The 25,584-nt window shown below is 73.7% G+C and carries 25 protein-coding genes; 10 read left to right on the forward strand and 15 right to left on the reverse strand.

All coding sequences use genetic code 11. The annotated features are described in order from the left end of the window. The first annotated feature begins 10 nt into the window (after positions 1–10). On the forward strand, positions 11–478 hold the full coding sequence (locus CRYAR_RS19595; protein WP_035865088.1) for an Lrp/AsnC family transcriptional regulator: 468 nt from the start codon (positions 11–13) through the stop codon (positions 476–478). Between the two features lie 9 nt (positions 479–487). On the opposite strand, the gene CRYAR_RS43320 is transcribed toward CRYAR_RS19595, so the two are convergent. Continuing rightward, entirely contained in the window at positions 488–2,317 is a 1,830-nt protein-coding gene (locus tag CRYAR_RS43320) for a serine/threonine-protein kinase (RefSeq protein ID WP_169745061.1), read from the reverse strand. 35 nt (positions 2,318–2,352) lie between these two features. After that, positions 2,353–4,362 carry a 2Fe-2S iron-sulfur cluster-binding protein gene (locus CRYAR_RS19605; protein ID WP_084701949.1) on the reverse strand — a complete coding sequence of 670 codons (2,010 nt, stop codon included), beginning with the start codon at positions 4,360–4,362 and terminating at the stop codon, positions 2,353–2,355. A gap of 132 nt (positions 4,363–4,494) precedes the next feature. On the opposite strand from CRYAR_RS19605, the gene CRYAR_RS19610 reads away from it, so the two are divergent. Then, positions 4,495–5,112, forward strand: a complete 618-nt coding sequence (locus CRYAR_RS19610) for a TetR/AcrR family transcriptional regulator (RefSeq protein WP_035852761.1) — start codon at positions 4,495–4,497, stop codon at positions 5,110–5,112. Here CRYAR_RS19610 and CRYAR_RS19615 read toward each other — a convergent pair whose 3' ends face one another. The 3 genes from CRYAR_RS19615 to CRYAR_RS19625 all read right to left on the reverse strand — a co-directional run bounded on the left by CRYAR_RS19615 (position 5,113) and on the right by CRYAR_RS19625 (position 7,436). Then, positions 5,113–5,502 (reverse strand): YchJ family protein, encoded by a 390-nt coding sequence (locus CRYAR_RS19615; protein WP_035852765.1) that lies wholly within the window; start codon positions 5,500–5,502, stop codon positions 5,113–5,115. A 9-nt stretch (positions 5,503–5,511) separates the two neighbouring features. Then, positions 5,512–6,675 (reverse strand): glucose-1-phosphate adenylyltransferase family protein, encoded by a 1,164-nt coding sequence (locus CRYAR_RS19620; protein ID WP_035852769.1) that lies wholly within the window; start codon positions 6,673–6,675, stop codon positions 5,512–5,514. Between the two features lie 128 nt (positions 6,676–6,803). Continuing rightward, on the reverse strand, positions 6,804–7,436 hold the full coding sequence (locus tag CRYAR_RS19625; RefSeq protein ID WP_035852771.1) for a TetR/AcrR family transcriptional regulator: 633 nt from the start codon (positions 7,434–7,436) through the stop codon (positions 6,804–6,806). 242 nt (positions 7,437–7,678) lie between these two features. On the opposite strand from CRYAR_RS19625, the gene CRYAR_RS43325 reads away from it, so the two are divergent. Continuing rightward, the gene (locus tag CRYAR_RS43325) at positions 7,679–8,482 is read left to right on the forward strand and encodes a crotonase/enoyl-CoA hydratase family protein (protein ID WP_051570677.1); all 804 of its coding nucleotides are present in this window, start codon (positions 7,679–7,681) and stop codon (positions 8,480–8,482) included. On the opposite strand, the gene CRYAR_RS19635 is transcribed toward CRYAR_RS43325, so the two are convergent. Continuing rightward, a complete protein-coding gene (locus CRYAR_RS19635) occupies positions 8,475–9,092 on the reverse strand; it encodes a TetR/AcrR family transcriptional regulator (RefSeq protein ID WP_035852776.1) in 618 nt (205 codons plus the stop codon). The two genes, CRYAR_RS43325 and CRYAR_RS19635, sit on opposite strands and share 8 nt — an antisense overlap. A 77-nt stretch (positions 9,093–9,169) precedes the next feature. On the opposite strand from CRYAR_RS19635, the gene CRYAR_RS19640 reads away from it, so the two are divergent. After that, positions 9,170–9,883, forward strand: coding sequence for a hypothetical protein (locus tag CRYAR_RS19640; RefSeq protein WP_051570680.1), 714 nt, complete (start codon positions 9,170–9,172; stop codon positions 9,881–9,883). On the opposite strand, the gene CRYAR_RS19645 is transcribed toward CRYAR_RS19640, so the two are convergent. Beyond that, complete coding sequence (locus tag CRYAR_RS19645; protein ID WP_035852777.1) at positions 9,792–10,325, reverse strand: TetR/AcrR family transcriptional regulator; 534 nt, start codon at positions 10,323–10,325, stop codon at positions 9,792–9,794. The genes CRYAR_RS19640 and CRYAR_RS19645 overlap by 92 nt on opposite strands. 75 nt (positions 10,326–10,400) lie before the next feature. On the opposite strand from CRYAR_RS19645, the gene CRYAR_RS19650 reads away from it, so the two are divergent. Continuing rightward, positions 10,401–11,459 carry an aldo/keto reductase gene (locus tag CRYAR_RS19650; protein WP_035852780.1) on the forward strand — a complete coding sequence of 353 codons (1,059 nt, stop codon included), beginning with the start codon at positions 10,401–10,403 and terminating at the stop codon, positions 11,457–11,459. Here CRYAR_RS19650 and CRYAR_RS19655 read toward each other — a convergent pair. Continuing rightward, positions 11,443–11,826: a hypothetical protein gene (locus CRYAR_RS19655; protein WP_035852781.1), complete on the reverse strand. Its 384-nt coding sequence runs from the start codon at positions 11,824–11,826 to the stop codon at positions 11,443–11,445. The genes CRYAR_RS19650 and CRYAR_RS19655 overlap by 17 nt on opposite strands. A gap of 177 nt (positions 11,827–12,003) precedes the next feature. Here CRYAR_RS19655 and CRYAR_RS19660 point away from each other — a divergent pair, with 177 nt between their 5' ends. After that, entirely contained in the window at positions 12,004–13,146 is a 1,143-nt protein-coding gene (locus CRYAR_RS19660) for a heme-binding protein (RefSeq protein ID WP_035852785.1), read from the forward strand. Between the two features lie 4 nt (positions 13,147–13,150). Here the strand turns inward: CRYAR_RS19660 and CRYAR_RS19665 are convergent, their stop codons facing one another. From CRYAR_RS19665 to CRYAR_RS19685, 5 genes are read right to left on the reverse strand one after another with little or no spacing between them, the layout of a single operon-like run. Next, positions 13,151–14,413 (reverse strand): outer membrane protein assembly factor BamB family protein, encoded by a 1,263-nt coding sequence (locus CRYAR_RS19665; RefSeq protein WP_084700724.1) that lies wholly within the window; start codon positions 14,411–14,413, stop codon positions 13,151–13,153. A gap of 26 nt (positions 14,414–14,439) precedes the next feature. After that, positions 14,440–15,687 (reverse strand): GAF domain-containing sensor histidine kinase, encoded by a 1,248-nt coding sequence (locus CRYAR_RS19670; RefSeq protein WP_035852790.1) that lies wholly within the window; start codon positions 15,685–15,687, stop codon positions 14,440–14,442. Next, positions 15,684–16,340 carry a response regulator transcription factor gene (locus CRYAR_RS19675; RefSeq protein ID WP_035852792.1) on the reverse strand — a complete coding sequence of 219 codons (657 nt, stop codon included), beginning with the start codon at positions 16,338–16,340 and terminating at the stop codon, positions 15,684–15,686. Before CRYAR_RS19675 ends, CRYAR_RS19670 begins: the two co-directional genes overlap by 4 nt. 47 nt (positions 16,341–16,387) lie before the next feature. Further along, complete coding sequence (locus CRYAR_RS19680; protein WP_035852794.1) at positions 16,388–17,098, reverse strand: LLM class flavin-dependent oxidoreductase; 711 nt, start codon at positions 17,096–17,098, stop codon at positions 16,388–16,390. Between the two features lie 3 nt (positions 17,099–17,101). Beyond that, positions 17,102–18,985 carry an acetoacetate--CoA ligase gene (locus CRYAR_RS19685; protein WP_051570682.1) on the reverse strand — a complete coding sequence of 628 codons (1,884 nt, stop codon included), beginning with the start codon at positions 18,983–18,985 and terminating at the stop codon, positions 17,102–17,104. Between the two features lie 99 nt (positions 18,986–19,084). On the opposite strand from CRYAR_RS19685, the gene CRYAR_RS19690 reads away from it, so the two are divergent. From CRYAR_RS19690 to CRYAR_RS43330, 3 genes are read left to right on the forward strand one after another with little or no spacing between them, the layout of a single operon-like run. Further along, the gene (locus CRYAR_RS19690; protein ID WP_035852797.1) at positions 19,085–20,068 is read left to right on the forward strand and encodes an LLM class flavin-dependent oxidoreductase; all 984 of its coding nucleotides are present in this window, start codon (positions 19,085–19,087) and stop codon (positions 20,066–20,068) included. Positions 20,069–20,107: 39 nt separating this feature from the next. Beyond that, positions 20,108–21,895: a putative bifunctional diguanylate cyclase/phosphodiesterase gene (locus CRYAR_RS19695; RefSeq protein ID WP_157017910.1), complete on the forward strand. Its 1,788-nt coding sequence runs from the start codon at positions 20,108–20,110 to the stop codon at positions 21,893–21,895. Between the two features lie 27 nt (positions 21,896–21,922). Continuing rightward, on the forward strand, positions 21,923–24,835 hold the full coding sequence (locus CRYAR_RS43330; RefSeq protein WP_084700726.1) for an AfsR/SARP family transcriptional regulator: 2,913 nt from the start codon (positions 21,923–21,925) through the stop codon (positions 24,833–24,835). Positions 24,836–24,959: 124 nt separating this feature from the next. On the opposite strand, the gene CRYAR_RS47430 is transcribed toward CRYAR_RS43330, so the two are convergent. Then, a complete protein-coding gene (locus CRYAR_RS47430; RefSeq protein ID WP_157017912.1) occupies positions 24,960–25,154 on the reverse strand; it encodes a hypothetical protein in 195 nt (64 codons plus the stop codon). Between the two features lie 76 nt (positions 25,155–25,230). Between CRYAR_RS47430 and CRYAR_RS50245 the strand changes: the two genes are divergently transcribed. Beyond that, entirely contained in the window at positions 25,231–25,353 is a 123-nt protein-coding gene (locus CRYAR_RS50245; protein ID WP_281174611.1) for a hypothetical protein, read from the forward strand. Here CRYAR_RS50245 and CRYAR_RS19705 read toward each other — a convergent pair. After that, positions 25,350–25,544: a hypothetical protein gene (locus CRYAR_RS19705; protein ID WP_035852801.1), complete on the reverse strand. Its 195-nt coding sequence runs from the start codon at positions 25,542–25,544 to the stop codon at positions 25,350–25,352. The two genes, CRYAR_RS50245 and CRYAR_RS19705, sit on opposite strands and share 4 nt — an antisense overlap. Between the last annotated feature and the right edge of the window lie 40 nt (positions 25,545–25,584).

Here is a 25,584-nt window from a genome sequence, read left to right on the forward strand (position 1 = left end):
AGTGGGCCGGATGACTGTCGACGACATCGACCAGGAGCTGCTCCGGCTGCTGTCGGCCGATGGGCGGCGCACGTTCTCGGAGATGGCCGGCGAGGTCGGCCTCTCGGTCGCGGCGGTCAAGCGACGCGTCGACCGGCTGCGTGAGATCGGGGTGATCACCGGCTTCACGGTCAAGGTCGACCACACCAAGCTCGGCTGGGGCATCGAGGCGTTCACCGAGCTGCGCTACGCCGGCGCCACCCCGGTGAGCGCGATCATCACGTCCGCGTTCGCGGTGCCCGAGGTGCAGGCCGTGTACGCGATCGCCGGGGACCCCGACGCACTGGTGCACCTGCGGGTACGCGACATCCGGCACCTCCAGCAGGCGATCGACCGGATGCGGCGCACCGGACCGGTGGTCGGCACCAAGACGCTGATGGTGCTCGGGTCGTGGAACCGGGACGACCCGGCGCCGGGCCCCGTCAGCGACGAGCGGTGAGCGCCCGGCTCACTGGCGGCGCCACCGCTGGTAGTCGCCGTCGTTGGCGTCGAACGCGTACACCTGGCCGTCCCCGTTGCTGTCGAGCACGAAACCGGTGGCCTTGTCGGTGAGGTTGAAGAACGAGTCGCCGTTCTCGGTCACCGACCAGACCTGGTAGTCGCCCTCGTTGCACGGCATCGCGTAGACGTTGCGGGCCGGGTTGCTGTCGAGGCAAAGGCCGGTGGCCTTACTGGTGAACGTGAAGCCGCCGTCGACCTCCTTGGGGATCCACTTCTGGTAGTCGCCGTCGTTGCACGGGAACGTGTAGACATTGCCTTCGGCGTTGCCGTCCAGGCAGCGTGACGTGGCCTTGTCGACCCAGGTCACCGTGGCGGCGCCGGCGGGGTCGGGGGACTCCGAGGCGGCCGGGGTCGCCGGGTCGGGGGAGTCCGGCGCCGCCGGGGACGCGGCGGCGCTCGCGGTCGCGGAGGGGGTGGGGACGGCCGCGCTCGGGCCCGGGACGGCGGCCTTGGTCGTGGTGTCCTCGTCGGAGCCGAGAACGGAGAACGCGAACGCGCCGCCACCGAGCAGGACGACGAGCGCGAGGACGGCCGCGCCGACGATGAGGGCCACCCGGCCCCGGCGCGGGCCGGGGCCGTTCGGTGCCCCGGGGCCGTTCGGTACCCCGGGCCCGTTCGGCGGTCCGAACGAGGGCGGTACGCCGTGGGGGCCACCGAACGCGGGCGGGGCGCCGAAGGCCGGCGGTGCGCCGAACGCGGGCGGCCCGGAGTGCGGGGCAGCCGAGTGCGGGGCAGCCGAGTGCGGGGCACCGGAGTGGGGCGCGCCGGACACCGGTGGGCGGGGCGGGGCGGGGACCGCGCTGACGACCTCGGTCGGTGCGGCCGGGGCGCCGCCCACCGTCGGCGCGGTCGCGGTGCCGGAGAACGGGGTCGGGTACGTCGGCGCCGTGGTCGGCGCGGGGGGACCGCCCGGCGCCGGGGGCGCGCTCGTGACCGCGGTGACCGCGCCGGCGTCGACGGGTTGGAAGGCGGGGATCTGCGCCCGGCAGGTCTCGATGATCTGCTCGGGGGTGGGCCGGTACCCGGGCTCCACCGCGACGCACGCCCGCAGGAGCTCGGCCAGCCGCGGCTCGACCCCGGACAGGTCGATCTCGCCGCTCATCGACCGCATCATGATCACCGCGCCGGTGCCGTCCCCGAACGGCTTGCGTCCGGTCACCGCGAACGTCGTCGTCGCGCCGAGTGCGAACACGTCCGCCGGCGGCGCGACCTCGTTGCGTGAGAGCACCTCGGGGGCCGCGTACCCCGGCGACCCGATCGCCGCCCCGACCTGGGTCAGCGCGACGTGCTCGGTGCCCCGGGCGATCCCGAAGTCGATCAGCTGCGGCCCGGTCGAGGCCAGGATGACGTTCTGCGGCTTGATGTCCCGGTGGCAGATGCCGTGCTGGTGGATGTCGGTCAGGCCCTCGGCGAGCGCCGCGAGCAGCCGGTACCCCCCGTCCGGAGGTAACGGGCCGCGCTGGGCGATCGCGTCGGCGAGCGTCGGCCCGGGTACGTACTCGGTGGCGAACCAGTACGGCGGCTGCTCGAGCTGGCAGTCGATGAGCGCGGCCGTGTACGCACTGCGGACCGTCCGCAGCACCTCGACCTCGCGCCGGAACCGCGCGAGCGAGTCCGAGTTGATGCCGAACCGCTCGTTGATGACCTTGATCGCCGCGGGCCGCCCACCCGGTGACTGACCGAGGTAGACGATGCCCATGCCGCCGGAGCCCAGTCTGCCCTGGATGCTGTAACGGCCGATCAGCTGAGGGTCACTGGGCAGGAGGGGCGTCACCACGTCGCAAACATTAGCGTCCATAAGCCACTCGGTCCTCAGGGCTCCGCGATGTCGAGCCTGACCGTGGAGAGTGGGCAGCTCACGCAGGCCAACACGTAGCCGTCGGCCCGCTGCTGCGGGGTGAGGCAGTTCGGCTCGCTCTGGGCCACGTCGCCGTCGACGAGTCGCACCAGGCAGTCGCCGCAGTTACCGACCGTGCAGGAGTGCGGCATCGCGAAACCGGCGTCGAGCCCCGCCTCGAGCAGCGTCCGGCCGGGCGCGACCACCACCGAGCCGACCGGCCGCCCGTCGTTCTCGACCACGAGCTCCTGCGGCCCGGTCGCGACCGTCGGGTCGGCGCCGCTGCGGAAGCGCTCGCGCCGGACCCGTCCGGCCGGCACGCCGAGACCGGCGACCACCGCGTCCATCAGCGGCTCGGGGCCGCAGACGTAGTACCCGGCGTCCTCGGACGGGGCCACCGCGCTGATCCACCGGCGTACCCCGGCCGCATCGAGCCGGCCGTCGCGGGCGGTCAGGACGTGGGTGACCGACAAGTGGTCCGGGTGCCGCGCCGCCAGGCGGTCCAGCTCGGCGGCGAAGATGACCTCGTCGGCGGTGCGGCTGCTGTAGAGCAGCGAGATCCGGCCGGTCCCGAGCGTCGCCCGGATCATGCTCATCATCGGCGTGACGCCGCTGCCCGCCGCGACGAGCACCAGCTCGCCCGGCTCGGCGTGGAACGACCCGGACGGGCCGCGGAGCTCCAGCCGGTCGCCGACCCGCAGGTCCCGGTGCACGAACGCGGAGAACCGGCCGCCCTCGACGCGCTTGACCGTGACCTCCAGCCGGGACGTCCCCGGCGCCGACGACGCCGAGTAGGCGCGCCGCAGCGGGCGTCCGTCGACGTCGGCGACGAGCGTGAAGAACTGGCCGGGCCGGAAGTCGAACGGCGCCCCGTCCTCGAGGACGAGCGTGACCGCGCTCGGCGTCTCCCGGCGGATCCCGGTGACCCGGACGCTCCGGAGCGGGTTCGCGGCCTCGCCCCCGACCGCGAACGAGACGTCGTCGTAGCCCTCCTTGCGCAGGCCGGACCGGTAGGCGCGGTTCATCACCCCGCGCAGCACCCGGCCGAGCCCCGGCATCGCGGCGACGGCACGCAGCAGCGCGGACGGTGCTCCCCCGGTGCCGGCGGCCAGGTGGCGGCTCCCGATCGCCGCCAGGTCCGGTGCCGTCCGGCGGTCGAGGTGCGTGCCGGGCGACCAGAGCCGCGCCCGGGTGAGCACGCCGCTGCCGACGAGTCGCGCGTCCTCGACGTCGACGACCAGCGCCAGGTGCGGGGGCATCCCGCGCAGCGCCATCGTCGCCAGCAGCGCGGGATCGTCGGTGATCAGCGCGCGACCGCGCACGTGCAGCACCGCGTCGCGGCCCGGGACGAGCGCGGCCAGCGAGAGGCGGTCGTCGCGCAGCAGGTTGTGGAGCGTGTCCGCGCGCCTGTTGCCCTTTCGGTCCGGGATGACGAGCGTGCGGGCGTCCCGGATCCGCGCCACCGCTCCCCGGTCCCCGCGCGGGCTCGTGTCGCTCCCGCCGTCGGCGTCCCAGGTGGACAGCGCGAGGAACGGCGCGGCGGCCAGGAACCCGGCGACCCCGGGCCGGGCCAGCGGACCGTCGCCCGGCGCACCGTCGCCCGGTACGGCGTCCGCGTCGACCGGCGGGGCCGGCGGCTGCCACAGCCGCGACCGGAGCACGGCCTGCGCGCAGTGCACGTAGGCCTCGGTGACCTCGACGACGACCCGCCCACCGGTCCGGGCGACGACCGAGCCGTTCACGCGTAACAGCTCACCGACGCCGGGCAGCAGGAAGAACAGCGACGCCGGGCCGTGCGGCGCGCCGGGCTCGGAGAACCCGAACGAGATCCGCGTCGGCGTGTGCACCCGGGCGAACCCCGGGCGGCCGCCGACGAACGTGGTCCGGCTCGCCCCCTCGGCGTCCCGGTAGCCGAACGCCGCGACCGGGCTGGCTCCGAGGATCGTCCGGCAGCCGTCGTCGAGGGCGCCGAGTTGTTTGAGCATGATCACCGCGGCCGGCTTCCCGACCGCCCCCTCGACGTCGGCGACCGTCGTCAGGACATTGTTTTTGCTGCTCACAGCGCTATTGTGAGGGATAGCTCAGTTCTTTGACTACTCGCTTCCGGGAGCGCAGCCATGCCGTCGGCCGACCGTCGTCTCCAACCACGTCGCAGGCCCCGGCAGGTGCGCGCGGAGCTCACCCGCGAGCGCATCCTCACCGCGGCTGCTCACGTTTTTGTCGAGTTCGGGTACGCCGCCGGCACCACGAACCGCATCGCCGAACGCGCCCGGATCTCGATCGGCTCGCTGTACCAGTACTTCCCGAACAAGGACGCCGTCCTGGCCGAGCTGCTGATCCGGCACGTCGACCGCGGGGTGTGGCGGGGCGCCGACCAGCTCGACCTGTCGCCGGGGAGCCTGGAGGCGACCGTGCGGGCGCTGGTCCGCGACGCGATCGACAACCACCAGGACGATCCGCAGCTGCTGCGGATCATGATCGAGGAGGCGCCGCTCTCGCAGGAGCTGCTCGACACGATCGCCCGGCACGGGACGCAGCGGGTCGCCCAGGTGCGCGACGTGCTCGCCCGCCACCCCGACGTCGGGGTGGCGGACCTCGACACCGCGGCGGAGCTGATCCTGACCACGGTGGAGCTCAACACCCACAAGGTGATGGCCGACCCGCGCACGATCGGCGTCGACGCGCTCGAGCGGGAGCTGGTCGGCATGGTCACCCGCTACCTGCGCGGCGACTGACTACCGCAGCAGCGGCCCGCTCCCGCCGTCCACGTAGACCCAGCGGCCGCCGACCCGGCTGAACGTGCTGCGCTCGTGCTGGACGTGCCGCTCGCCGCCGGCCGTGCGGGCGACCGCCCGGAACTCGACGATCCCGGAGTCGTCGCCCGGCCCGCCGTCCACGGTGTCGACGATCTGCAGGGCCCTCCAGGTGATGCCCGGGTCGAGCTCCAGCTCGCCCGGGCGGGTGCGGGGATGCCAGGTGCTCAGCAGGTACGGCGCGAGCCCACGGGCGAAAGCGCTGTAGCGCGAACGCATGAGCGCTTCCGCGGTGGGCGCCGCGCCACCGCCGTGGAACGGCCCGCAGCACTCGTCGTAGGTCCGGCGGGAACCGCACGGGCAGACACTCACCCGGGCAGGTTACGTGTTCTCCCTCGCGACGCGGCCACCCCCCGTCACCTCCTCGTCCTTCGCGACCCGGGCCCCGGCGCCGACGAGGACGACGTCGTCGGTGCCGTCGAGCGAGGCGCCCGCCCCGATCTCGGCCCCGGTGTCGACGATCGCGCCGCGCACCCGCGCCCCGCGCCGGACCACCGCACCGTGCAGCAGCACCGAGTCGGTCACCGAAGCGCCCGGCTCCACGATCACGCCGGGGGAGAGCACCGACCGCTCGACGCTCCCGGCGACGTCGCACCCGGCCGAGAGCAGCGAGTCGGCGACCTCGGCACCGCGGGCCAGCCGGGCCGGTCCGTGGTGGCCGCCCCGAGTCAGCATCGGCCAGGCCGGGTCGTCCAGCCGGATCGCCGGGTCGTCCCCGACCAGCTCGAGGTGCGACTCCAGGTACGCGGGCACCGTGCCGACGTCACGCCAGTAGGCGTCGAACCGGTACTCGCGCGCCGCGCCCGCGTCGACGAGCTGCGGGAGCGCGTGGTCGCCGAGGTCGCCGCCGTCCTCCTCCAGCGAGCCCAGTACGTCCAGCAGCGCCGAGGGCCGGAAGACGAAGACCTCGTTGGCGATCAGGTCGGTGGCCGGTTCGTCGGGCTTGTAGACGTAGTTCGTGATCCGGTCGCCGTCCCCGGTCTCGACGACGCCGTACCGGCCGGCCTCCTCGATCGGGCGCCGGGTGGTGACCATCGTGACGTCACCGCCGCCCTCGGCGTGCGCGGCGACCACGGTGTCGTAGTCCAGCGCGTAGATGGCGTCCGCGCTCACGACGACCAGGTGGTCGGGGTCGAACTCGCGGATCAGCGGAGCCTGCCGCCAGAGCGCGTCGGCGGTGCCCTGGTGCCAGCCCTCCCGCTCGGTGCCCAGGTGCGGGTGCAGGGTGAGCAGGCCGCCGTGGGTGCGGTCGAGGTCCCAGGGGCGTCCGTTGGCGAGGTGGTCGGTGAGCGAGACCGGGTGGAACTGCTCGATCACCCAGACGTCGTCGATGCCGGAGTGGTGGGCGTTGGAGAGCGACACGTCGATCAGCCGGTAGGAGCCGCCGTACGGCACGGCGGGCTTGGCCCGGTGGTCGGTCAGCAGCTCCAATCGCCCACCGGCGCCTCCGGCGAGAACGAGAAGCAACGTGCGTGGCCTGGCCATGGGTCCTCCTGGGCGAACGTCGTCGTCCACAGAGAGGTCCCCAGCCGCAGGATCGGCAACCCTGGCCCTCAGCGTGCTCTCAGCCGCCCGCGGTCAGACCCCCGGGACGGCACCTCCGGCCGACGACCTCACGGGGCTCCGATGTCGGCGGGGGGCAGGAGGGCGCGCGACAGGGCCTCGGTGAGCCAGGCCTCGGACTCGTCGAGCGACCAGCCGAGGTCGTCGGTGCGGATGAAGTACGCGGAGTTGCACAGGTGCAGCCACAGGAGGTCGGTGGCCTTGGCGACGTCGACGTCGGCACGCAGGGCCCCGAGCGTCGCGAGCCGGCCGGCGGTCACCGACAGCCCGTGGCGCATGCCGGCGTGCGCGATCTCCTGGATCTCCCGCACGGTCGGCTCCTGCGGGGCGGCCGCGGCGACCTGACGCATCAGGTCCGACCACTGCGCGAACTGCTCACGCGTGGCCCGGACGACGAAGCGGATCAGGTCGCCCGGGTCGCCGGCCTCGGTGATCCGGGCGAGGATGCGGGGCACGTCCTCGGAGTTCGTCCCGGACTCGATGAGCGTCCGCAGCAGTCCGTGTTTGCCCCCGCCGACCGCGTAGACCGTGGCCGGTGCGACCCGCGCCGCCCGCGCGATGTCGTCGACCTTCGTGCCGAAGTAGCCCTTCTCGACGAACAGCGTGCGCGCCGCGTCCAGGATCGCCTCGCGGGTGCGCTGGGCGTACTCGGCCCGCCGACTGGTCTGCACAGGCTTCGACACGCTCGAGATGGTACGTGGCCCGACCGGCCACCTCCTGCCGATGCTTCCGCTCGCCCGGGCGGTCGTCGACGACCTGGAACTGCTGCGGTCGGCCGTCCGCGCGAAGCGGTGTGGGCGACGCTGTGCGAGGCCCGCGCCGGGAGGTAGCCCGCCCGACGAGCCGGTCCCGCTCGCGCCATCCGGCCGCGACCATCGCGGCGGAAGCCCGGCCGCGCCTCGTCCGAGCTGGCATCATTCGGCAGATGACGGACGTGGTTCGGGTCACGGTCGACGTGGACGGCGGGATCGCCGACGTGCGGCTGGCGCGGCCGGAGAAGCGCAACGCGCTGGACCCGGCGATGTTCGAGGCCCTGGTGCGCACCGGCGAGCGGCTGCGTACCGAGCCCGGGCTGCGCGCGGTGGTGCTCTCCGGCTCCGGCCCGGACTTCTGCGCCGGGCTTGACCTCGGGGCGATGAGTGCGCTGGGCCGCGGGGACCGGCTCACCGCGGTGGTGGACCTGCCGCCGGGTGACGGTCCGGCCGCGGCGCTGGGGCAGCGGGCCGCGTACGTCTGGGCGCAGGTGCCGGTGCCGGTGGTCGCCGCGGTGCACGGGAACGCGCTCGGCGGCGGGTTGCAGATCGCGCTCGGGGCCGACATCCGGATCGTGGCGCCCGACGCGGTGCTCTCGGTGATGGAGGTCCGCTGGGGGTTGGTGCCCGACATGACCGGCACCCAGCTGCTGCCCCGCCTCGTCGGCCCCGACACCGCGCGGGAGCTCGTGTTCACCGGCCGGACGGTGACCGGCACCGAGGCGGCGGCGATCGGTCTGGCCACCCGCACCGCCGACGATCCGCTCGCGGCGGCGTTCGCGCTGGCCCGCGAGATCGCCACCCGCAGCCCCGACGCGGTCCGGGCGGCCAAGCGGCTGCTCGACCTCGCCGAGCGGGTGGATCTGGCGACCGGTCTCGCGGCCGAACAGACCGAGATCGCCGCGCTGATCGGCACGCCCAACCAGGCCGAGGCGGTCGCCGCAGGCCTGGGGAAACGCGCCCCGAACTTCACCTGACCGGGGTCCGGTCCGTCGCGATGCCGGCGCAGAGCAGCCGGATGCTGGTGCGGAACAGCGTGTCCGGGTCGGAGCCGGCCCCGGCCACCGTCATCGGGTAGCGCTCGGCCAGGTCGGCCGGAGGCTGCACGTCGGCCGGTGGTGCCTGTTCCTGCAGTACGAAACCGGTGACGTAACTGAGCAGCGTGTCGGCGGCGACCGGACGCGTGTCCGGGGCCACCCCGGCGGCGTCGAGAGTCCGCAGCAGACGTTCCATCAGCGCGAGCGCGGCCGGGCTGAGCACCGCCGGGCTCGCGGCGAGCAGCGCGGGGGCGCCGGTGCGGGCCAGGAGGCTCGCGCGCAGGGCGACGAGCTGGGCCTCGATCCGCTCCTCCCACGATGCGGCCGGGGACAGCGCGCCCAACGCGGCCGTGCCCGCGTCGTAGGCCTCGCCGGCCACCCGGTCGGCCAGCAGCGCCAGCAGCTGCTCCTTGTTCTTCACGTGGTAGTACAGCGACCCGGCGTGGACGCCGAGCGCGTCGGCGATCTGGCGCATCGACAGCCCGACGTAGCCACGCTCGGCGAACGCCCGCATCCCGGCGTCGACGATCAGCTCTCGGTTCAGCTTCACCCCCGCAGCCTAACTCCCTCTTGAACGGTGTTCGAATCCGAAGTACCGTTTTGAACATCGTTTGAATCGAGGGAATCATGGCGGTGATCCTGTACAGCGTGTCCACCGCGGCGCTGTTCGTGTTGCTCGGCAAGGTCGGGAGTCTCTTGGTCGCCGAGCGTCGATCGGTGCCCTGGCTGGCGATCGCCGGCGTCGCGGCCCTGTTCGGCGGCCTGGTGCTGCAGGCGGTGTGGGGTGGGGCCGAGGCCGCGCTCGCGCACGACCCTGCGCGATCGGGGTGGTGGCGCCCGTTCACCAGCGTCCTCCTGCAGAACGGGGGCCCGTTCGGCGACGTGTTCAATGTGGTCACCGCCGCGATCGCGCTTGCGCTGGCGCAGTGGCACTGGGGCGTCCGGCGGGCACTCGTCCTCGTGGTCGCCGCGGTGCTGGTGCCCGACGTGCTCGACCTGATGGTCGGCGGCGGCGACCTGGGCGGGCAGGCGCGGAACTACGTCGGCAGCTCCGGGGTGGTGTATTTCCTGGCGGCGACACCGGCCGGGGCGCTGCTGCTCGCGGGTCCGGGCGTGCGGCGGCGGCTGCTCGCGTCGGCGGTGCCGGTGGCCGGTCTGGCGCTGTGGTTCCTGCAGTCCAACGGGCACGGCCTGGTGAGCGCCGAGGGGTTCGTCGTCGGTGTGCTGGCGGCGCTGGTGTCGAGCCGGGTCAGCGGCGGCGCAGGCCGTCGAGCAGGAGTGCGAGCATGCGTGGCGCGCGGTCCTCGGGCTCGGTGGCGGCGCGCCAGAGCGCGGCGGTGAACTGGAGGAAGTCAGCCGGGTCGGCGTCCACCCGGACGACGCCGGTCCGCTTGCCGGCGTCGAGGAGCTGGGTGATCGCGGCGATCACCGGGCCGTAGGACTGCTCGGCGATCGCCTGGTGCGCGCCGGGGCTCAGCGCGTCGCCGAGGCCGTGCTTCTGACGCATCGCGTCGACGAGGTCCAGCGTCCACCGCTGGAGCGCCTCGATCGGAGGGTGCGCGGCGAGCAGCGCCGGCACGGTCTCCAGGATGCGCTCGAGCTCGTGCTGGTAGACGGCGAGCACCAGCGCCTCGCGCGTCGGGAAGTTGCGGTAGAGCGTGCCCGCCCCGACCCCGGCCCGCTGCGCGATCTGGTTCATCGACGGGTCGCCGTCGCCGGCGAACGCCTCGCGCGCCGCGGCGAGGATGCGGACCCGGTTCTCCCGGGCGTCGGAACGGACCATGGGACCTCACTAGCTAAATGGAGAACTCTCCATTACTGTAAATGGAGAATTCTCCGCTTACTCTAGAGGAGCGTCATGCGCTACATCAAGCTCGGGACGACGGGTCTGGACGTGTCGTCGATCGCCATCGGCGCGATGACCTACGGCGAGCCCGACCGCGGACACCCGGTCTGGTCGAAGGGCGAGGAGGACGCACGGCCGCTGATCAGGCACGCGCTCGAGGCCGGCATCAACTTCTTCGACACCGCGAACATGTACTCGAACGGGTCGAGCGAGGAGATCCTCGGCCGGGCGTTACGGGACTTCGCCGACCGCGACGAGGTCGTGATCGCGACGAAGCTGCGTCACCCGATGCGCCTGGGACCGAACGGCCGGGGCCTGTCGCGCAAGGCGGTGCTGACCGAGGTCGACCATTCACTGCGCCGGCTCGGCACCGACTACATCGACCTGTACCAGATCCACCGCAACGACCGTTCGACCCCGTGGGAGGAGACGCTCGAGGCGCTCAGCGACCTCGTGACCGCGGGCAAGGTGCGTTACCTGGGCGCGTTGTCGATGCACGCGTGGGAGTTCGCGAAGGCGCTGCACCTGCAGAAGCGTCACGGGTGGGCGCGGTTCGTGTCCATGCAGGACCACTACAACCTGCTCGCCCGCGAGGAGGAGCGCGAGATGATCCCGCTCTGCCTGGACGAGGGGGTCGGCACCGTGGTCTGGTCGCCGCTGGCCCGGGGCCGCCTCGCCCGCGCCTGGGACGACGCGCGCGCGACCGCACGCTCCGCGACCGACGGGTCCTACGCCGACCTGCTGTACCCGCCGCTGGAGGAGGCGTCCGACCGGGCGATCGTCGACGCGGTGGGCCGGGTGGCCGGCGCGCGCGGCATCCACCGGGCCCAGGTCGCGCTGGCCTGGCTGCGGCATCAGCCGGTCGTGACGGCTCCGCTGGTCGGTGCCGGCTCGATCGCCCAGATCGACGACGCCGTGGCCTCGCTCGACGTCGAACTCACCGACGACGAGGTGCGTGCCCTGGAGGCTCCGTACACACCCCGCCACGACTGGCAGGGAATCTCCGACGAGGCCGAGCTCGAGGCCGTCCGCCGACGCGTGCCCGGTATGGCGCTCAGCGCACGCGGTTAGGGGCGAGCAGCAGGTACGTCATCAGCAGCAGGATGGCGGCGATCGCGAGCCACTTCGCCGGTGGGAGCACGATCCCGTTCGCGACCCGGTCCATCACCACGACGCCGACCTGCAGGATCACGATCCAGCCCAGGGTGACGGTGGCGAGCTCGGCGTACTCGAGGCTGGCCGCGTAGACCGCGAACAACACGACCATGCCGGCCGCCCCGGCCGACCACCATCCCCAGTGGCCGGTACGCAGGTAGCGCACCGCGCAGTAGGCGGCGGCCAGGTCGAGCACGGCGAGCGCGAACATCGCGCCGACGCCGACCAGCGAGAGCCCTCGCGCCGGTCCGGTCGCGATCGGATCGTGGGTGAGTAACTCCATCGGTGACGAACCCCCGTACGTCGTGTGACCCCCGAGGGTAGGAGCGTAACTACGCACGGTGACTCTCACTGTCCGTAATCCGATGATCCGACAAATCTGTCGCCATCCCGACGAGCCCGTCCATAGTCGAGTGATCTACTCCCGATGCACCAAAGAGAACATCCATCTGGGGGAGAGATGACCGACATAGAACCGGTTCTGGAACAGACCCGCGGCTTCCGGTGGGGCGAGGTGCCCGCCGACCGTCACCGGCGGCGGGCCGCCGTCGAGATCGCCGACCCGGACCTGGGTGGCATCGCCGGATTCCGCGGCACGTTCCGCGGGACCGGCCTGAACACGATCTTCCGGCCGCAGAACTTCGGGGCGACGCCGACGCCGCTGCTGAACCCCGCCAGCGGTCCCGACGACAACGTCCTCGAGATCAACCTGACCGAGGAGACCCTGTCGTTCTCCCAGCCGCTCGGGTCGATCCCGAACCGCGGCATGGTGCAGGGCGACATCTTCCTCAACGGCATTCCGTACCTGCAGTCGATCAACGACGTCACCGACCCCGGCCAGGCGGTCGGCATCCACTTCGAACCGGGGATCTGGCTCAGCGTCCCGGCCACCACGGTGCCGGCGCTGCCGCCCACCGTCGCCCGGATGGCCTCGATCCCGCACGGCACGACGATCGAGGCGCAGGGGACCACGTTCACGGTCGCCGGTGGCCCGACCATCGCCCCGGTCGACATCACGCCGTTCCCGGTGGGCTCCCCGGGGACGCCGATCAAGTTCCCCAGCCAGACCGCGGCGGCCACCGACACGTTCCGGATCCCGCAGGACCTGAGCCCGTTCATCGCCGCCGGCACGATCACCCAGGAGATCCTCGACAACCCCAACGTCGTCCTGACGAAGCGGGCCGACGCGCAGACGATCACCTCGACCACGGTGATCGTGGTCAGCACCGACCCGGCCAGCCCGGTCTTCGGCGGCGGCGCGGACAACATCGCGTTCCTGAAGGGCGACACGGCCGGCCGGAACCCGAACGCCGACGCCGTGACGATGTCGTCGATCTTCTGGGTCGAGACCGTCACCGAGACGATCACGGTCCGGCCGCCCGGCGCCGGGTTCCCGGTGATCGTGCGGGGCAGCGGCCCGGACCCCGCGCCGTCGTTCCGGGTGAACTCGGCGGCACCGATCACCCGGGAGACGACGGTCGAGGTCAGCTACGTCCAGATCCAGTACACGCAGACCGTCCTGCTCAACTTCAACGGGCTGAGCTGGCCGCACGTCTCGGTGGCGACGCTGGTGCCCGCCGAGCCCGTCCCCGTCACGATCTGACGGGTCACTTCGCAGCCGGGAAGGACCGGACGCCGGAGCCGCCGGTCGGCGGCTGCCCGATGCCGACGTACTCGTTGACGACCATCGGCGCGAGACCCGGCGACACCTCGCGGTCCTTCCCGGAACGCGCGTCGAGCACCACCGGGCCGTTGTCGGTGCGGCCGTAGACCGCGCCGTGCCAGACGGCGGTGACCACCGGTGCCACCCGGGTGTTCGCCTGGTCCGGCAACTCCCACAGCGTCTTGCCGGTGGTCGCGTCCAGCCCGGCCGCCCAGCCGGGCCGGGCGCAGACCGTCACGTCCTTGTCGTCGAACCGGCACCGCACGTCGGTGTAGTCGGCGGTGGACTGCTCCCTCGCCTTGCCGGTGGCGACGTCGAGCACGGCGACCTTGCCGGTGCCCGACGCGATGAGCGCGGTGGGCCCCAGGCGGGAGACCGACGTCAGCTGCGGCGCCGTCCACCGCTGCTTGCCGTCGGCGAGGTCGAGCGCCAGCACGGCCGCGGTGTCGGAGCCGACGACGACGCCGGAGCTCACCACGTCGGGCCGGAAGTCGGCGCGCGACCACAGGGCCTTGCGGGCCGGCAGGTCGACCGCGATCACACCGTCGCTGCTCTGGTAGCTGACGCCGACGGCCAGCGTGGTGCCGTCGATGCCGACCGGGTTGGCGGCCAGCCCGGCGAAGCCACCGTCGAGCCCGGCCGGCACGTCGACCTGGGCCGTCCACAGCGACTTGGCGGTCTTGGCGTCGACCGCGACGACCTCGACCGCGCGGCCGGCCTTCTGCGTCCCGCTGGCCGGCTTGTCGACGACGAACGTGGCCAGGATCGTGGCCCGCCCGTTGTCCGACCAGAGGACCGGGGCCTCGGCGGGGTTGGTGCCGACCCACGGGCTGTCCGGGGTGGTGCCGGGCGCGCCGACCGTCGGGGTGATCGTCGCCAGCGTGCGGCCGGTCCCGGTGTCCACCGCCAGCAGCGACGCGGTCGAGGCGATGAACGCCGTGGTCCCGTGCAGCGTCACCGGGAGCGGCTCGGTGTTCGTGCCGCCCGCGCTGATCTTGTTCTCGCTGGCCTCCGGCGGGAGTGCGACACCTTGCGCGGCGAACCGCGTCGGCGGGTCGAACGCCGGTCGGGGCGCGGCGGCGCTGGGCGCGGCCGACTTCGGGGCCGACGGCGACGGTGACTTTTCCGGCTTCGCGTCACCGTCGTTGCTGCACCCGGCGAGCACCAGTAGGGAGACCGCTCCGATGGCGGCGTAGCTGCGAAGCAACGAAACTCCCTTGTGGACGAGGCGAACTACGCCAGCGGCAGCACGACGGTCACCTTCGTGCCCTCGCCGATCTCGCTGCAAACCTGGAGCGTCCCGCCCATCGCCTCGGTGAGCCCGCGGGCCAGCGGGAGACCGAGCCCGACGCCCTCCTCGGAGTCCGCGCCGAGCCGGTCGAACGGGACGAAGAGCCGGTCGAGGAACTCGGGCGCCAGGCCCGGCCCGGTGTCGTCCACGGTGATCGCGGCGCGTCCGCCGTCGAGCGCCCACCCGATCCGGACCACGCCGTCGGCCCGGTTGTAGCGCACCGCGTTTCCCACCAGGTTCAGCAGCACCTGCCGGAGACGCCGTTCGTCGGCGAGCAGGTCGGCCGGGCGGCCCGCGAGCACGTGCAGGCGGACCCGCTCGGCGCTCGCGAGTGGATCCAGCATCGCGAGCACGTCGTCCACCACCGGCGCGAGCGCGACCGGGGCCACGGTGAGCGGCAGCGCGTTCGCCTCGATCCGGGCGACGTCGAGGACGTCGTCGACGATCGCCAGGATGTGGTCGGCGGCCGCGCCGATGTGCTCCAGCGCCGCCGCCCGGCGATCGCGGTCCAGCTCCAGCGTGCCGAGCAGCTCGGTGAACCCGGTGATCGCCTGCAGGGGCGTGCGCAACTCGTGCCCGAGCGCGGCGACGAAGTCGGTCTTGGCCCGGTCGGCGGCCTCGGCGGCCTGCTGCGCGAGCTCGGCGTCGACCCGCCGGCGGCGTTCGCGTTCGGCCCCGTCGTGGTCGATCGCCACCGCCGCGAGGTGGGTCAGCCGTTCGACGAGATGGCGCTCGCGTGACGTCGGCCGGTGCGGGGCGGGGTGGTACACGGCGAACGTGCCGGTGACGCCGTCGCGCCCACGGATCGGCGTCGACCAGCAGGCCCGCAGGCCGAACCGGTCGGCGAGCGAGCGGTAACGCTCCCACCGGGCGTCCACCCGCACGTCGACGGCGACGACCGGCCGGCCGGTGTAGGCCGCCGTGCCGCACGACCCGGCGCTGGCGCCGATCGTCAGCCCGTCGATCGCGTTCAGGTACTCGGCCGGCAACGACGGGGCCGCGCCGTGACGCAGCGTCGCCGCGTCGGGGTCCACCAGCAGCACCGAGCAGCAGCAGCCCGGCACCAGGTCCTCGAACGTGGTCGCGATGCCGGTGAGCACGCCGGGCAGTGTGACCCCCGTGGTGATCTGCTCGAGGATCCCGGTCTGCCGGTCGAGCAGCGCGACGACGTCCGCGTGGTCGAGGCTCATGGTTCCAGCCGGTAGCCGACGCCCCGCACGGTGACCAGGAACCGATGGCCGAGCTTGTGGCGTAACCGGTGCACGTGCTCGGTGACCGTGGCCTCGCTCTGCCAGGCCTGCGAGCTCGACCAGACCTGCTCGAGCAGCTGGGCCCGGGTGAACACGTGCCGGGGGTGCCCGGCCAGGAACGCGAGCAGGTCGAACTCGCGGGCGGTGAGCGGCACCGGCTCGCCGTCGAGCTCCACCTCGCGGCTGGCCGGATCGATGCGCAGACCGGTGCGCGGCGCCGGGGCGACCGGCGCCGGGCCGGTGCGCCGCAACACCGACCGCACCCGCGCGGCCAGCTCGCCCGGGGAGAACGGCTTCACCAGGTAGTCGTCGGCGCCGAGGTCGAGGCCCAGGATGCGGTCACCCTCGCCGCTACGCCCGGAGAGCACGACGACCGGTGTCCGGTCGCCGTTCTCGCGCAGCCGCCGGAGCAGGTCGAGCCCGGACAGGCCGGGCAGCGACAGGTCGAGGACGACGAGGTCGGGGCGCTGCTCGACGATGCGGCGCCAGGCCGTGGCGCCGTCCGCGGCCACCTGGACCGCGTACCCCTCGGACTCCAGCTGCCAGGAGACGACCGTGCGCACCCGGCTGTCGTCGTCGACCACGAGTAACATGTCGGCTCCCAGTGCCGGTGCGGCCTCGTTGCCGCGTCGAGGCGAACCTAACCCGGCGGCGCGGCCGGGAACAGGGCCCTGACCTCGGCGGGTTCCGGGCCGCCGGGGTCGATGAGCACGACCGCGTCGTCGAAACCGGCCTCCGCGTAGCCCCGCAGCGCGGCGGCGGTGGCCTCGAGGTCGGTGGTCGGCACCGCGCACACGATCGCGCGCCCGCCCCCGGCCGCCCGGAACCGCTCGTGCGCGGCCCGGATCTGCCCGGCCGTGCGCCGGTAGCCGGACGCGAGCCACCCGTCGTAGTCCCGGGCGGCCCGCTCGACGTTCGCGCCCCACGACCCGAGCAGGAACGGCGGCCGCTCGGCCAGCAGCTCACGCAGCCGCGCGACGTCGCGGTGCAGGGTCGTGAACCGGCTCCCGAAATCACGGTCCAGCAGCGCGAAGTCGGTGGCCGTCGACCCCGGGCTCACCCCCAGCGTCAACCGGTTCCCGCAGACCGCGAGCAGCGACGCGACCCGGTGGGCCAGCTCCGCGGGGTGGTGCAGCGGCACCTGCACGGTGGCGGTCCCCAGCTCGACGCCCTCGGTCGCGGTGGCCGCCACCGCCAGCGTGACGAACGGGTCCGGCACGAACGACCCGCGCCCGATGATCTCGGGGGTCCACAGGCTCTCGAACCCGGCGGCGACCAGGCGCTCGGCCCAGCGGGCGACGTCGCGCGGGGGAGCGTCGGACCAGTGCGCCAGCGTGGCTCCCAGGCGCACGGCTCAGCCCCGCCGCTCGGCCGCGAAGCGCTCGTACCAGCGCAGCACCGCCGGATCGTCGACCGAGGCCGGGTTGGCCGCGCGCTCCAGCGGCGTGCCCCGCAGCAGTTTCTTGACCGGCACCTCGAGCCGCTTGCCGGTCAGCGTGTGCGGCACGCCCGGTGCCTCGACGATCTCGTCCGGTACGTGCCGCGCGGTCAACCGGGTGCGCAGCGTGGCCACGATCGTGCGTTTCAGCGCGTCGTCGAGCGTGTGGCCGGGCGCCGGGACCACGAACAACCCCAGCCAGTAGCCGTCGTCGGGTTGCTCGACGCCGATCACCAGCGTCTCGGCGATCTCCGGCAGCGCCTCGAGGACGTCGTAGAAGTCGCCGGTGCCGAGCCGGACGCCCTGCCGGTTGAGCGTCGAGTCGGAGCGGCCGTGGATCGTGACGCCGCCGTCGGAGTGGAACGTCACCCAGTCCCCGTGCCGCCAGACCCCGGGCCAGGTCTCGAAGTACGACTCGGTGTACCGGGTGAAGTCCGGGTCGTTCCACAGGTGCACCGGCATCGAGGGCATCGGCTGCAGGACCACCAGATCACCCACGTCGTCGACGACCGGCACGCCGTCCTCGTCCCAGGCCGCGCAGTCGACGCCGGCCAGACGCCCGCCGATCCGGCCCGGCCGCACCGGGCTGTCGTCGTTGGAGCCGACGAACGCGCCCGAGACGTCGGTGCCCCCGCTGGTCGAGTCGATCCGCACGTCGGCGCCGACGTGCTCCCACACCCACCGGTAGCCCTCGCGCGGCAGCGCCGATCCGCTGACCAGCAGGTGCCGGAGCCGGCGCAGCGGCCGCGGCGGCGGCACCGACGCGGTGATCACGGCCGCGCCGAGCATCATGACGTCGGCCCGGGTGCGCTCGGCGATCTCCCAGACCACCCCGGCCGGGCTCCCCTCGTACAGCACGATCGTCGCGCCGTGGCTCAGCGCGCCCAGCTGCATGTTCCACAGCGCCCAGCCGGTGGAGGTGTAGGTGAACATCCGCTCACCCGGGCGCAGGCCGCAGTACAGCCCGGCCCACTTCAGCCCCTCCAGCGTGATGCCGCCGTGGCCGTGCACCAGGCCCTTGGGCAACCCGGTGGTACCGGAGGTGAACAGCACCCAGAGCGGGTGGGAGAACTCGACCGGCGCGAACTCCGGCGGCGCGTCGGTGGCGAGCAGCTCCTCCCACGGGGTGGCGCCGGCCGGGACCGGGTGGCCCAGGTAGGGCACGGCCACGAACCGGCGCAGCGTGGGCAGCGCGGCACGCAGCCGTTCGACCACCTCGCGCCGGTCGATCTCCCTGCCGTTCCAGTGGTAGCCGTCGGCCGCGACGAGCACGGTCGGCTCGAGCTGGGCGAGCCGCCCGATCGTGCCGTCGGCGCCGAAGTCGGGCGTGCAGCACGACCAGACCGCGCCGACCGCCGCGGCGGCCAGGCAGGCGATGACCGCGTGCTCGGTGTTCGGCAGGTACGCGCCGACCCGGTCGCCCGGCCGCACGCCCTCCCGGCGCAGCCAGGCGGCGGCCGCGGCCACCGACCGGCGGAGCTCGGCGTAGGTGAGCACCCGCGGGTCCGCGCCACCGCCTTCGGAGACGCACAGCAACGCGGGATCGCCGTCGGCGCCCCGCCGCAGCGCGTGCTCGGCCCAGTTCAGCCGGGCCCCGGGGAACCAGCGGGTGCGGGGCATCGGCTCGGCCGACCGGACCTCGCTCCACCGTGCGGAGAACGCGACGTCGTAGTACTCGGCGATCGAGAGCCAGAACCGGTCGAGGTCCTCGACCGACCAGGCCCACAGCGCGTCGTGGTCGCCGAACCGGCGGCCTTCGCGCTTCTCCAGCCAGTCGAGGTAGGCGCGGAGAGCGGTCATGCGCCGAACGTAGCGGCGGGGACCGACAGAACCGCACGGTTGAGCGAGCGTTGATGCTCAGGTGTGAGCGGGTTGAGCAACGACCACCACGGTGAGCGTATGAAGCTCGCTCTGTACCTCCCGAACTTCCGCGACCACGTGACGCTCCCGGAGCTCGAGGACCTCACCGCGCTGGCCGAGGACCTCGACTTCGACTCGGTGTGGACGCTCGACCGGATCGTCGTCCCGGAGGCCTCGGACCGTGCCGAGCTGCAGTTCCCGTTCGGCATGATGACCGAGTTCCCGAAGGGCATGCCGGTCGTCTCGCGCGGCAAGTGGTTCCAGGGCATGACGCTGATCCCGTGGCTGGCCGCGAAGACCACCCGGTTGCGGATCGGCATGAGCATCATCGACACGCCCTACCGCGCCCCGGCCGTGCTCGCCGCCGAGCTCGCCACCCAGGACCACCTCGCCGGCGGGCGGCTCAACGTCGGCGTCGGCTCCGGCTGGATGCCCGAGGAGTTCGCCGCCGCGAGCGTGCCGCACCTCTTCGCGCGCCGCCACGGACACGTGCGCGAGACGATCGAGATCATGCAGGGCATCTGGTCCAACGAGCTGTTCGAGTACCACGGGGAGTTCGCCGACTTCCCGCTCTCCGGCTTCGGGCACAAGCCGATCCAGCAGCCCGGCCCGCCGATCTACTTCTCCGGCCTGAAGGATCCGCGCCGGTCGGCGAAGCGCATCGCGAAGTACGGGCTCCAGGGCTGGATCGGCATCCAGGACACCCCCGAGGAGATCGCGCGCTGGCGCGGCGAGATCGAGCGCGAACTCGGCGAGCTCGGCCGGGGCTTCCCCGACGGCTTCGACGTCTGCAGCATGATCTGGTTCGTCATCACCGACGAGCCGATGGACCAGAGCCCGGCCGGCAAGGGCACGAACCTCCTGGCCGGCACCGCGCAGCAGATCGAGGACATGCTGAAGCGCTACCGCGACGCGGGGCTCACGATGCCGCTGCTGTGGCCGCCGTTCCGGGACGTCCCCACGGCCAAGACGCTCGACGACCTCAAGCGCCTGCGTCACGAGATTCTGCCGAAGATCACCTGACTCCTCAGATCGGCGCGGCGACGGCCGATCGGGTCCGCGGTGAGAAGTCTCGGCGACCTGGTGACCCGGCGCTCGCTGCGCCCGTCCGTGGTGGCGACGCGACGCGCGATGGCGGTGACCGCCGCGGTCGCCTGCACGGTCGGCGGTCTGATCGGCCTGCTCGGCATGCTGGTGCGCCCGAGCAACGAGACCGACGACGTGATCCGGCTGGCCTCGGTGGCGTCGATGCTCGCCGGTCTGGCGCTGGCGAAGTGGGGCCAGCGGCTGCCGCCGCTGGCCTTCTACCTGCTGGCCGAGAGCGCCGCGCTGCTGATCGCGGTCAGCGTGTGGCTCCAGCGCGACCGGCCGGACGCCGCCGCCGTCGCGGCTCTGCTGCTGCTCGTCACCGTGTTCTTCTTCGCGTTCTTCGATCCGGTCGCGTCGTTGCCGGGGCTGGTCACGGTCCTGGGTGCGCTGGCGGTCATCCAGGTCGGGTGGGGCGCGCTGCCGTGGAGCACGGTGCTGGTGCTGGCCGGGCTCAACCTGCTGATCGCGGCCGTGGTGGGCTGGCTCGTCCGCGCGGCCGCCGACTCCGGTCTGGACGTTCTCACCGGCCTGCCGAACTGGCGCGGGCTCGAGCGGGCCGGCCACGCCGCGCTGCAGCGCGCCCGGCACCGCGGGCAGCCGCTCACCGTCGCGCTGCTGAACATCGACGGGTTCGCCCGGATCAACTCCACCAGCGGGATCGCCGAGGGAACACGCATCCTGCGGGCGTGCGGACAGGCCTGGGCGACCGCGGTCGCCCCACCGGCCGTCCTCGGCCGCACGGCCGGGGACGACTTCGTCCTGCTCGTGCCGGGTCTGGGCCTGGGGTCGGTCGGGCCGCTGCTGGACGCGCTGCGCGCGGTCGCGCCGCCGTTCGTCCGCTTCTCGGTCGGCGTCGCCGGCTACGCGCCCGGCGACGCGGTCCGCACGCTGCTCAACCGGGCCGACGGCGCGCTGCGGCTGGCCAAGGCCGGGGGCGGCGACCGCACGGTCTACGCCCGCGACGACTCGGCCGACGCGCAGGCGTTGGTCTCCGGCCTGGACGCCGACGAGTTCCGCGTCCTGTACCAGCCGATCGCGGACGCGCGCACCGGCCGGGTGACCGGCGCCGAAGCGCTGGTCCGCTGGGTGCGTGCCGGACACGGCCCGGTACCGCCGGACGAGTTCATCCCGCTGGCCGAGCGCTGCGGCTTCATCACGACGCTGGGGGAGTGGGTGCTGCGCACCGCGTGCCGGGACGCCGCGGCCTGGCCCCGCACGCTGCCGTCGAAGGTCACGGTGAACGTCTCCGGCCAGCAGATGCAGCGGCCGGACTACGCCGACCACGTGCTCTCGGTGCTGGCCGAGACCGGACTCCCCGCCGACCGGCTGGTCCTCGAGGTCACCGAGAGCACGCTGCAGGCGGACTCGCCCTGCGCGATCGACGCGCTGCGTGCGCTGCGCGAGGCCGGGGTCCGGATCGCCATCGACGACTTCGGCACCGGCTATTCGTCGCTGAGCCGGCTGCAGCACCTCCCGGCCGACATCCTGAAGATCGATCAGTCGTTCGTCGCCGCGCTCAAACCGGAGGACCACGCGGCGCCGCTGGTCGCGGCCGTCACCGCGCTCGCGCACGCGCTGGGGCTGCGGACGGTGGCCGAGGGCGTCGAGGAGCACTACCAGACCGTCCTGCTGGCCCACCACGGCTGCGACGAGGTGCAGGGCTGGCTGCACGGACGCCCCGGCGAGCCGGCCCGCATCGGCGAAGCGCTCGCCGAGCAGGAACGGTCGGCCCGGGCCGCGCCGACGGCGGTCGAAATCTAGCTTGCGACGGGTGGGCAAGCTCGGGGCGTGACCACTCGGCTTGATCTTCGTCTGCTCGGGCCGGTGAGGCTGGTGGGCGCCGCGGGCGAGCACGCGGTCAGCGGGGCCAAGGGCCGGGCGGTCCTCGCCGCGCTCGGCTTACGGGTCAACCACGTCGTGCCGGTCGACCAGCTGATCGACGACCTCTGGGCCGACTCGCCGCCGGCCACCGCGCGCAACACCGTGCAGGTGTACGTGTCCGCCGTGCGCCGCGGCCTGGAGGCGGCCGGCTCCGCGCTCCGGCTCGACCGGCTGCCGGCCGGGTACCGGCTGGCCGGGCGGCGTGAGCAGATCGACTGGCACCTGTTCGAGACCCTCAGCGTGCAGGCGCGCCGCTGGACCCGCGACGGCGACCAGCCGACCGCCGCCGAGCTGCTCCGCCGGGCCCTCGCGCTGTGGGACGGCACCCCGCTGGCCGACGTCGGCGCCGGCCCGCTGCACGACCTGTTCGTGCCGCGGATGGAGTCGGCGCGTGTCTCCGCGCTCAGCGACCGGCTCGCGGCCGACCTCGCGCTGGGCCGTGGCGGCCTGGTCGGCGAGCTGACCATGCTGGTCCGGGCCCACCCGCTGGACGAGCGGTTCGCCAGCCAGCTCATGCACGCGCTCCATCAGGACGGCCGGCGCGCCCAGGCGCTCGCGGTGTACCGCGAGACGCGTGACCGGCTGGTCGAGGAGCTCGGGGTGGAGCCGGGCGAGCGGCTGCGCCGCATGCACGCGGCGGTGCTCGCCGACGACCGCGGGCTCCGGCCCGAGCCCCGCGACCAGCCCGGCGTGCTCGGCGCGACCTGGTCCGGCGAGTTCGTCGGACGCCACGCGGAGCTGACCGAGCTGGTCGCGCTGCTGGCCCGGCCCGGGCTCGTCACGCTGACCGGGCCGCCCGGCGTCGGCAAGTCGCGGCTGGCCGCCGAGGTCGTCACCCGGGCGCGCGCGGTGCGGGTGGTCGTCGTCCGGCTGGAGGGCACCGCCACCGGCGGCGAACTGGTGGCGAAGGTCGCCGACGCGGTGCGCGCGACCGACACGCCGATCGTCGACCGGCTGCTGGGACAGTCGGTGCTGCTGGTGCTCGACAACTGCGAGCACCTGGCCGAGGCGTGCGCGCAGCTCGTCGACCAGCTGCTCGCCGGCGCCGACGACCTGCGGGTGCTCGCCACCTCGACGGTCCCGCTCCGGGTCCCGGGCGAGTCGGTGCACCGGCTGGCGCCGCTGACGCTGCCGGGCGAGGTCGCCGGCGCCGCCGACGCGCTGGCCAACGACGCGGTCGCGCTGTTCTGCGCCCGGGCCCGCGCGGTGCGCCCGAGCTTCGAGCTCTCCGACGCGATCGCCCCGGCGGTCGCCGAGATCTGCCGGGCCGTCGACGGCCTGCCGCTCGCGCTGGAGCTGGCCAGCGCCCGCACCGCGGTGCTCAGCCCGGCCGACATCGCCACCCGCCTCGCCGACCAGCTGCGGGTGCTGCGTCCCGTCGGGGGCGCGACCGGAGGGCGCCACGGCTCGCTGGCCGCCGCGCTGGCCGCCGCGGTCGACCGGCTCACCCCGGCCGAGCGCGTGTTGTTCGCCCGGCTGGCGGTGTTCGCCGACACGTTCCCGCTCGCGGCCGCGGAGGCGGTCGGCGGGCCGGAGGCGCTCGACGTCGTGCACCGGCTGGTCGACGCCTCGCTCGTGGTCGCCGACGTCACCGGGCCGGAGACCCGGTTCCGGATGCTGGAGTCGGTGCGTCAGTACGGCCGGTCGCTGCTCGATCCGGCGGACGCGCTCGACCGCCGCGACGAGTACCTGGCCCGGTTGGCGGCCGACGCTGTCGCCGAGCAGTCCGGGCCGGACCGCCTGCGCTGGCAGCGCCGTCTCGACGCGGCCCGGCCCGACCTGCTGAGCGCGCTCGACCGGACGCTGCGCGGCGGGCGGCTCGAGCTCGGCCTGCCGATGATCGCGGACCTGCGCTGGTGGTGGAGCAACTCCCCGCGCGCCGGGCTGGAGTGGTACCGGCTGGCGCTGCGGGCGGCGTCGTCGGGCACCGTACCGGCGGAGCTGCTGTTGCGGGTGCAGCTGACCGCGGCGGTCGTCGCCTCGTACGTGACGCTGCCGGAGGCGATGGAGTACGCGGCCGCCGCGAGCGTCACCGCCACCCGGCTCGACGACCGGCCCGGCATGGTGCGCGCCGCGCAGCACGTCTCCGACATCGCGCTGGAGCTGGGCGACCTGGAGACCGCGCGCCGGACCGGCGAGCTGGCCTGGCGGCTGGCCGGCGAGAGCGGCGACTCGTTCGCGATCGGCCGGTGTGGACTGTCCGTCGCCTACAACCACTTCGCCGACGCCGCCCTGGACGACGCCGAGCGCTGGGCGGACGAGGCGGCGGCCGTGTTCGCGCGCGACGAGGACGAGGCCGGTCAGGCCGACGCGCGGTTGCTGGTGGGGGAGATCCTGCTCGAACGCGGGGATCTGGACCGGGCCGAGCCGGTGCTGAGCCGGGTGCTCGCGACGTTCCGCCGGCACGAGAGCTTCGAGCAGGCGGCGCGGGCCGCGGTGCTGCTCGCCGCGGTCGTCGGCCGGGACGGGCGGCACTCGGACGCCGCCGACCTGGTGCGCGAGGCGTTCGACCGGCACGGCGCGATCGCCCACCCGTGGGCGGTGGCCCACGACCTCGAGGTCGTCGCCGCCGAGGTCGCCGCCGGGGTGGCTCGGGGCGGCGCCGGCGAGGCGCGGCGGGCCGCGACGTTGCTCGGGGCGGCCGGAGCCGTGCGCGCGGACGCGGGGCTGGTGCCGCTGCCGCGGGACCGGCGGGTACGCGCCGAGGTGGAGGCGCGCAGCCGCACCGTGCTGGGCGACCGGGCCTACCGGGCCGCCGCGCTGGCCGGCGCCGCTCTCGACCTCCCCGGCGCGATCAACCTGGCCCGCGCCGTCGACTGAGCACACCGCCGACTGAGCGGCGGGATGGTGCGTCGGCCGACGGCCCCCGCAGGTCGGCCGACGCGAGGGCCACGCTACGCACCGGGTGGCCGGGCCGGTACACCTCGAGGTCTTCAGGAAAACTTCAGGGCCACTTGTTCGGGTTGCCGTGCTGGTCGTCGCACCACTTCGTCGGATCGGCGCCGGGCGGCATCGGCACACCGCAGTCCGGCGGCGGCATCGTGGCCGCGGCGGACGCGCCGCCGGGAGCGACCCCGAACGCCAGCAGTACTCCGAACCCGGCGGCCACCACCAGCCGCGCCCCTCTCCGGCCAACCATCCGCACTCCTCACTCTTCAGGAAACCTTCAGCGCGGCCGGCCACGATGGCGCGACCTACGACGAAGGAGTTCGGTCATGACCAGGACGCTCCAGCGGATCGCGCTCGTCCTCGCCGCCGCCGCGGTGGCCGCCGCCGCGGCCGCCCCCGCGTCGGCCGCCGACGACGCCACCATCCAGAAGCCGGTACGCCTCTACTAGGGCCACTTGTTCGGGATGCTCTGGTCGATCTCGCACCGAGGCTCGACGTCCGGAGGAAGCGGAAGGGTGTAGCGCACCCCGTCGCAGACGATCTCCGGTGGCACCCACGCGCGTGCGGCGGTGGCATCCACGCCGAGGAGCGCGAGCCCTCCGAGCACGACGACCAGAGCCACCCGCCGTAGCCGAACCATGTGTTCTCCCCGTAGCTGAACCGACTTGGCGTGGCCACGC

Source organism: Cryptosporangium arvum DSM 44712, assembly GCF_000585375.1.
GTDB lineage: Bacteria > Actinomycetota > Actinomycetes > Mycobacteriales > Cryptosporangiaceae > Cryptosporangium > Cryptosporangium arvum.

What these genes read in the sequence shown, in the direction of transcription:
- CRYAR_RS19705 (WP_035852801.1), bottom strand. Translation starts at nt 25,544, where the DNA reads ATGGTTCGGCTACGGCGGGTGGCTCTGGTCGTCGTGCTCGGAGGGCTC.
- CRYAR_RS50245 (WP_281174611.1), top strand. Translation starts at nt 25,231, where the DNA reads ATGACCAGGACGCTCCAGCGGATCGCGCTCGTCCTCGCCGCCGCCGCG.
- CRYAR_RS19650 (WP_035852780.1), top strand. Translation starts at nt 10,401, where the DNA reads ATGCGCTACATCAAGCTCGGGACGACGGGTCTGGACGTGTCGTCGATC.
- CRYAR_RS43325 (WP_051570677.1), top strand. Translation starts at nt 7,679, where the DNA reads ATGACGGACGTGGTTCGGGTCACGGTCGACGTGGACGGCGGGATCGCC.
- CRYAR_RS19675 (WP_035852792.1), bottom strand. Translation starts at nt 16,340, where the DNA reads ATGTTACTCGTGGTCGACGACGACAGCCGGGTGCGCACGGTCGTCTCC.
- CRYAR_RS19610 (WP_035852761.1), top strand. Translation starts at nt 4,495, where the DNA reads ATGCCGTCGGCCGACCGTCGTCTCCAACCACGTCGCAGGCCCCGGCAG.
- CRYAR_RS19655 (WP_035852781.1), bottom strand. Translation starts at nt 11,826, where the DNA reads ATGGAGTTACTCACCCACGATCCGATCGCGACCGGACCGGCGCGAGGG.
- CRYAR_RS19605 (WP_084701949.1), bottom strand. Translation starts at nt 4,362, where the DNA reads ATGCTCAAACAACTCGGCGCCCTCGACGACGGCTGCCGGACGATCCTC.
- CRYAR_RS19685 (WP_051570682.1), bottom strand. Translation starts at nt 18,985, where the DNA reads ATGACCGCTCTCCGCGCCTACCTCGACTGGCTGGAGAAGCGCGAAGGC.
- CRYAR_RS19640 (WP_051570680.1), top strand. Translation starts at nt 9,170, where the DNA reads ATGGCGGTGATCCTGTACAGCGTGTCCACCGCGGCGCTGTTCGTGTTG.
- CRYAR_RS19690 (WP_035852797.1), top strand. Translation starts at nt 19,085, where the DNA reads ATGAAGCTCGCTCTGTACCTCCCGAACTTCCGCGACCACGTGACGCTC.
- CRYAR_RS19595 (WP_035865088.1), top strand. Translation starts at nt 11, where the DNA reads ATGACTGTCGACGACATCGACCAGGAGCTGCTCCGGCTGCTGTCGGCC.
- CRYAR_RS47430 (WP_157017912.1), bottom strand. Translation starts at nt 25,154, where the DNA reads ATGGTTGGCCGGAGAGGGGCGCGGCTGGTGGTGGCCGCCGGGTTCGGA.
- CRYAR_RS19660 (WP_035852785.1), top strand. Translation starts at nt 12,004, where the DNA reads ATGACCGACATAGAACCGGTTCTGGAACAGACCCGCGGCTTCCGGTGG.
- CRYAR_RS19670 (WP_035852790.1), bottom strand. Translation starts at nt 15,687, where the DNA reads ATGAGCCTCGACCACGCGGACGTCGTCGCGCTGCTCGACCGGCAGACC.
- CRYAR_RS19645 (WP_035852777.1), bottom strand. Translation starts at nt 10,325, where the DNA reads ATGGTCCGTTCCGACGCCCGGGAGAACCGGGTCCGCATCCTCGCCGCG.
- CRYAR_RS19620 (WP_035852769.1), bottom strand. Translation starts at nt 6,675, where the DNA reads ATGGCCAGGCCACGCACGTTGCTTCTCGTTCTCGCCGGAGGCGCCGGT.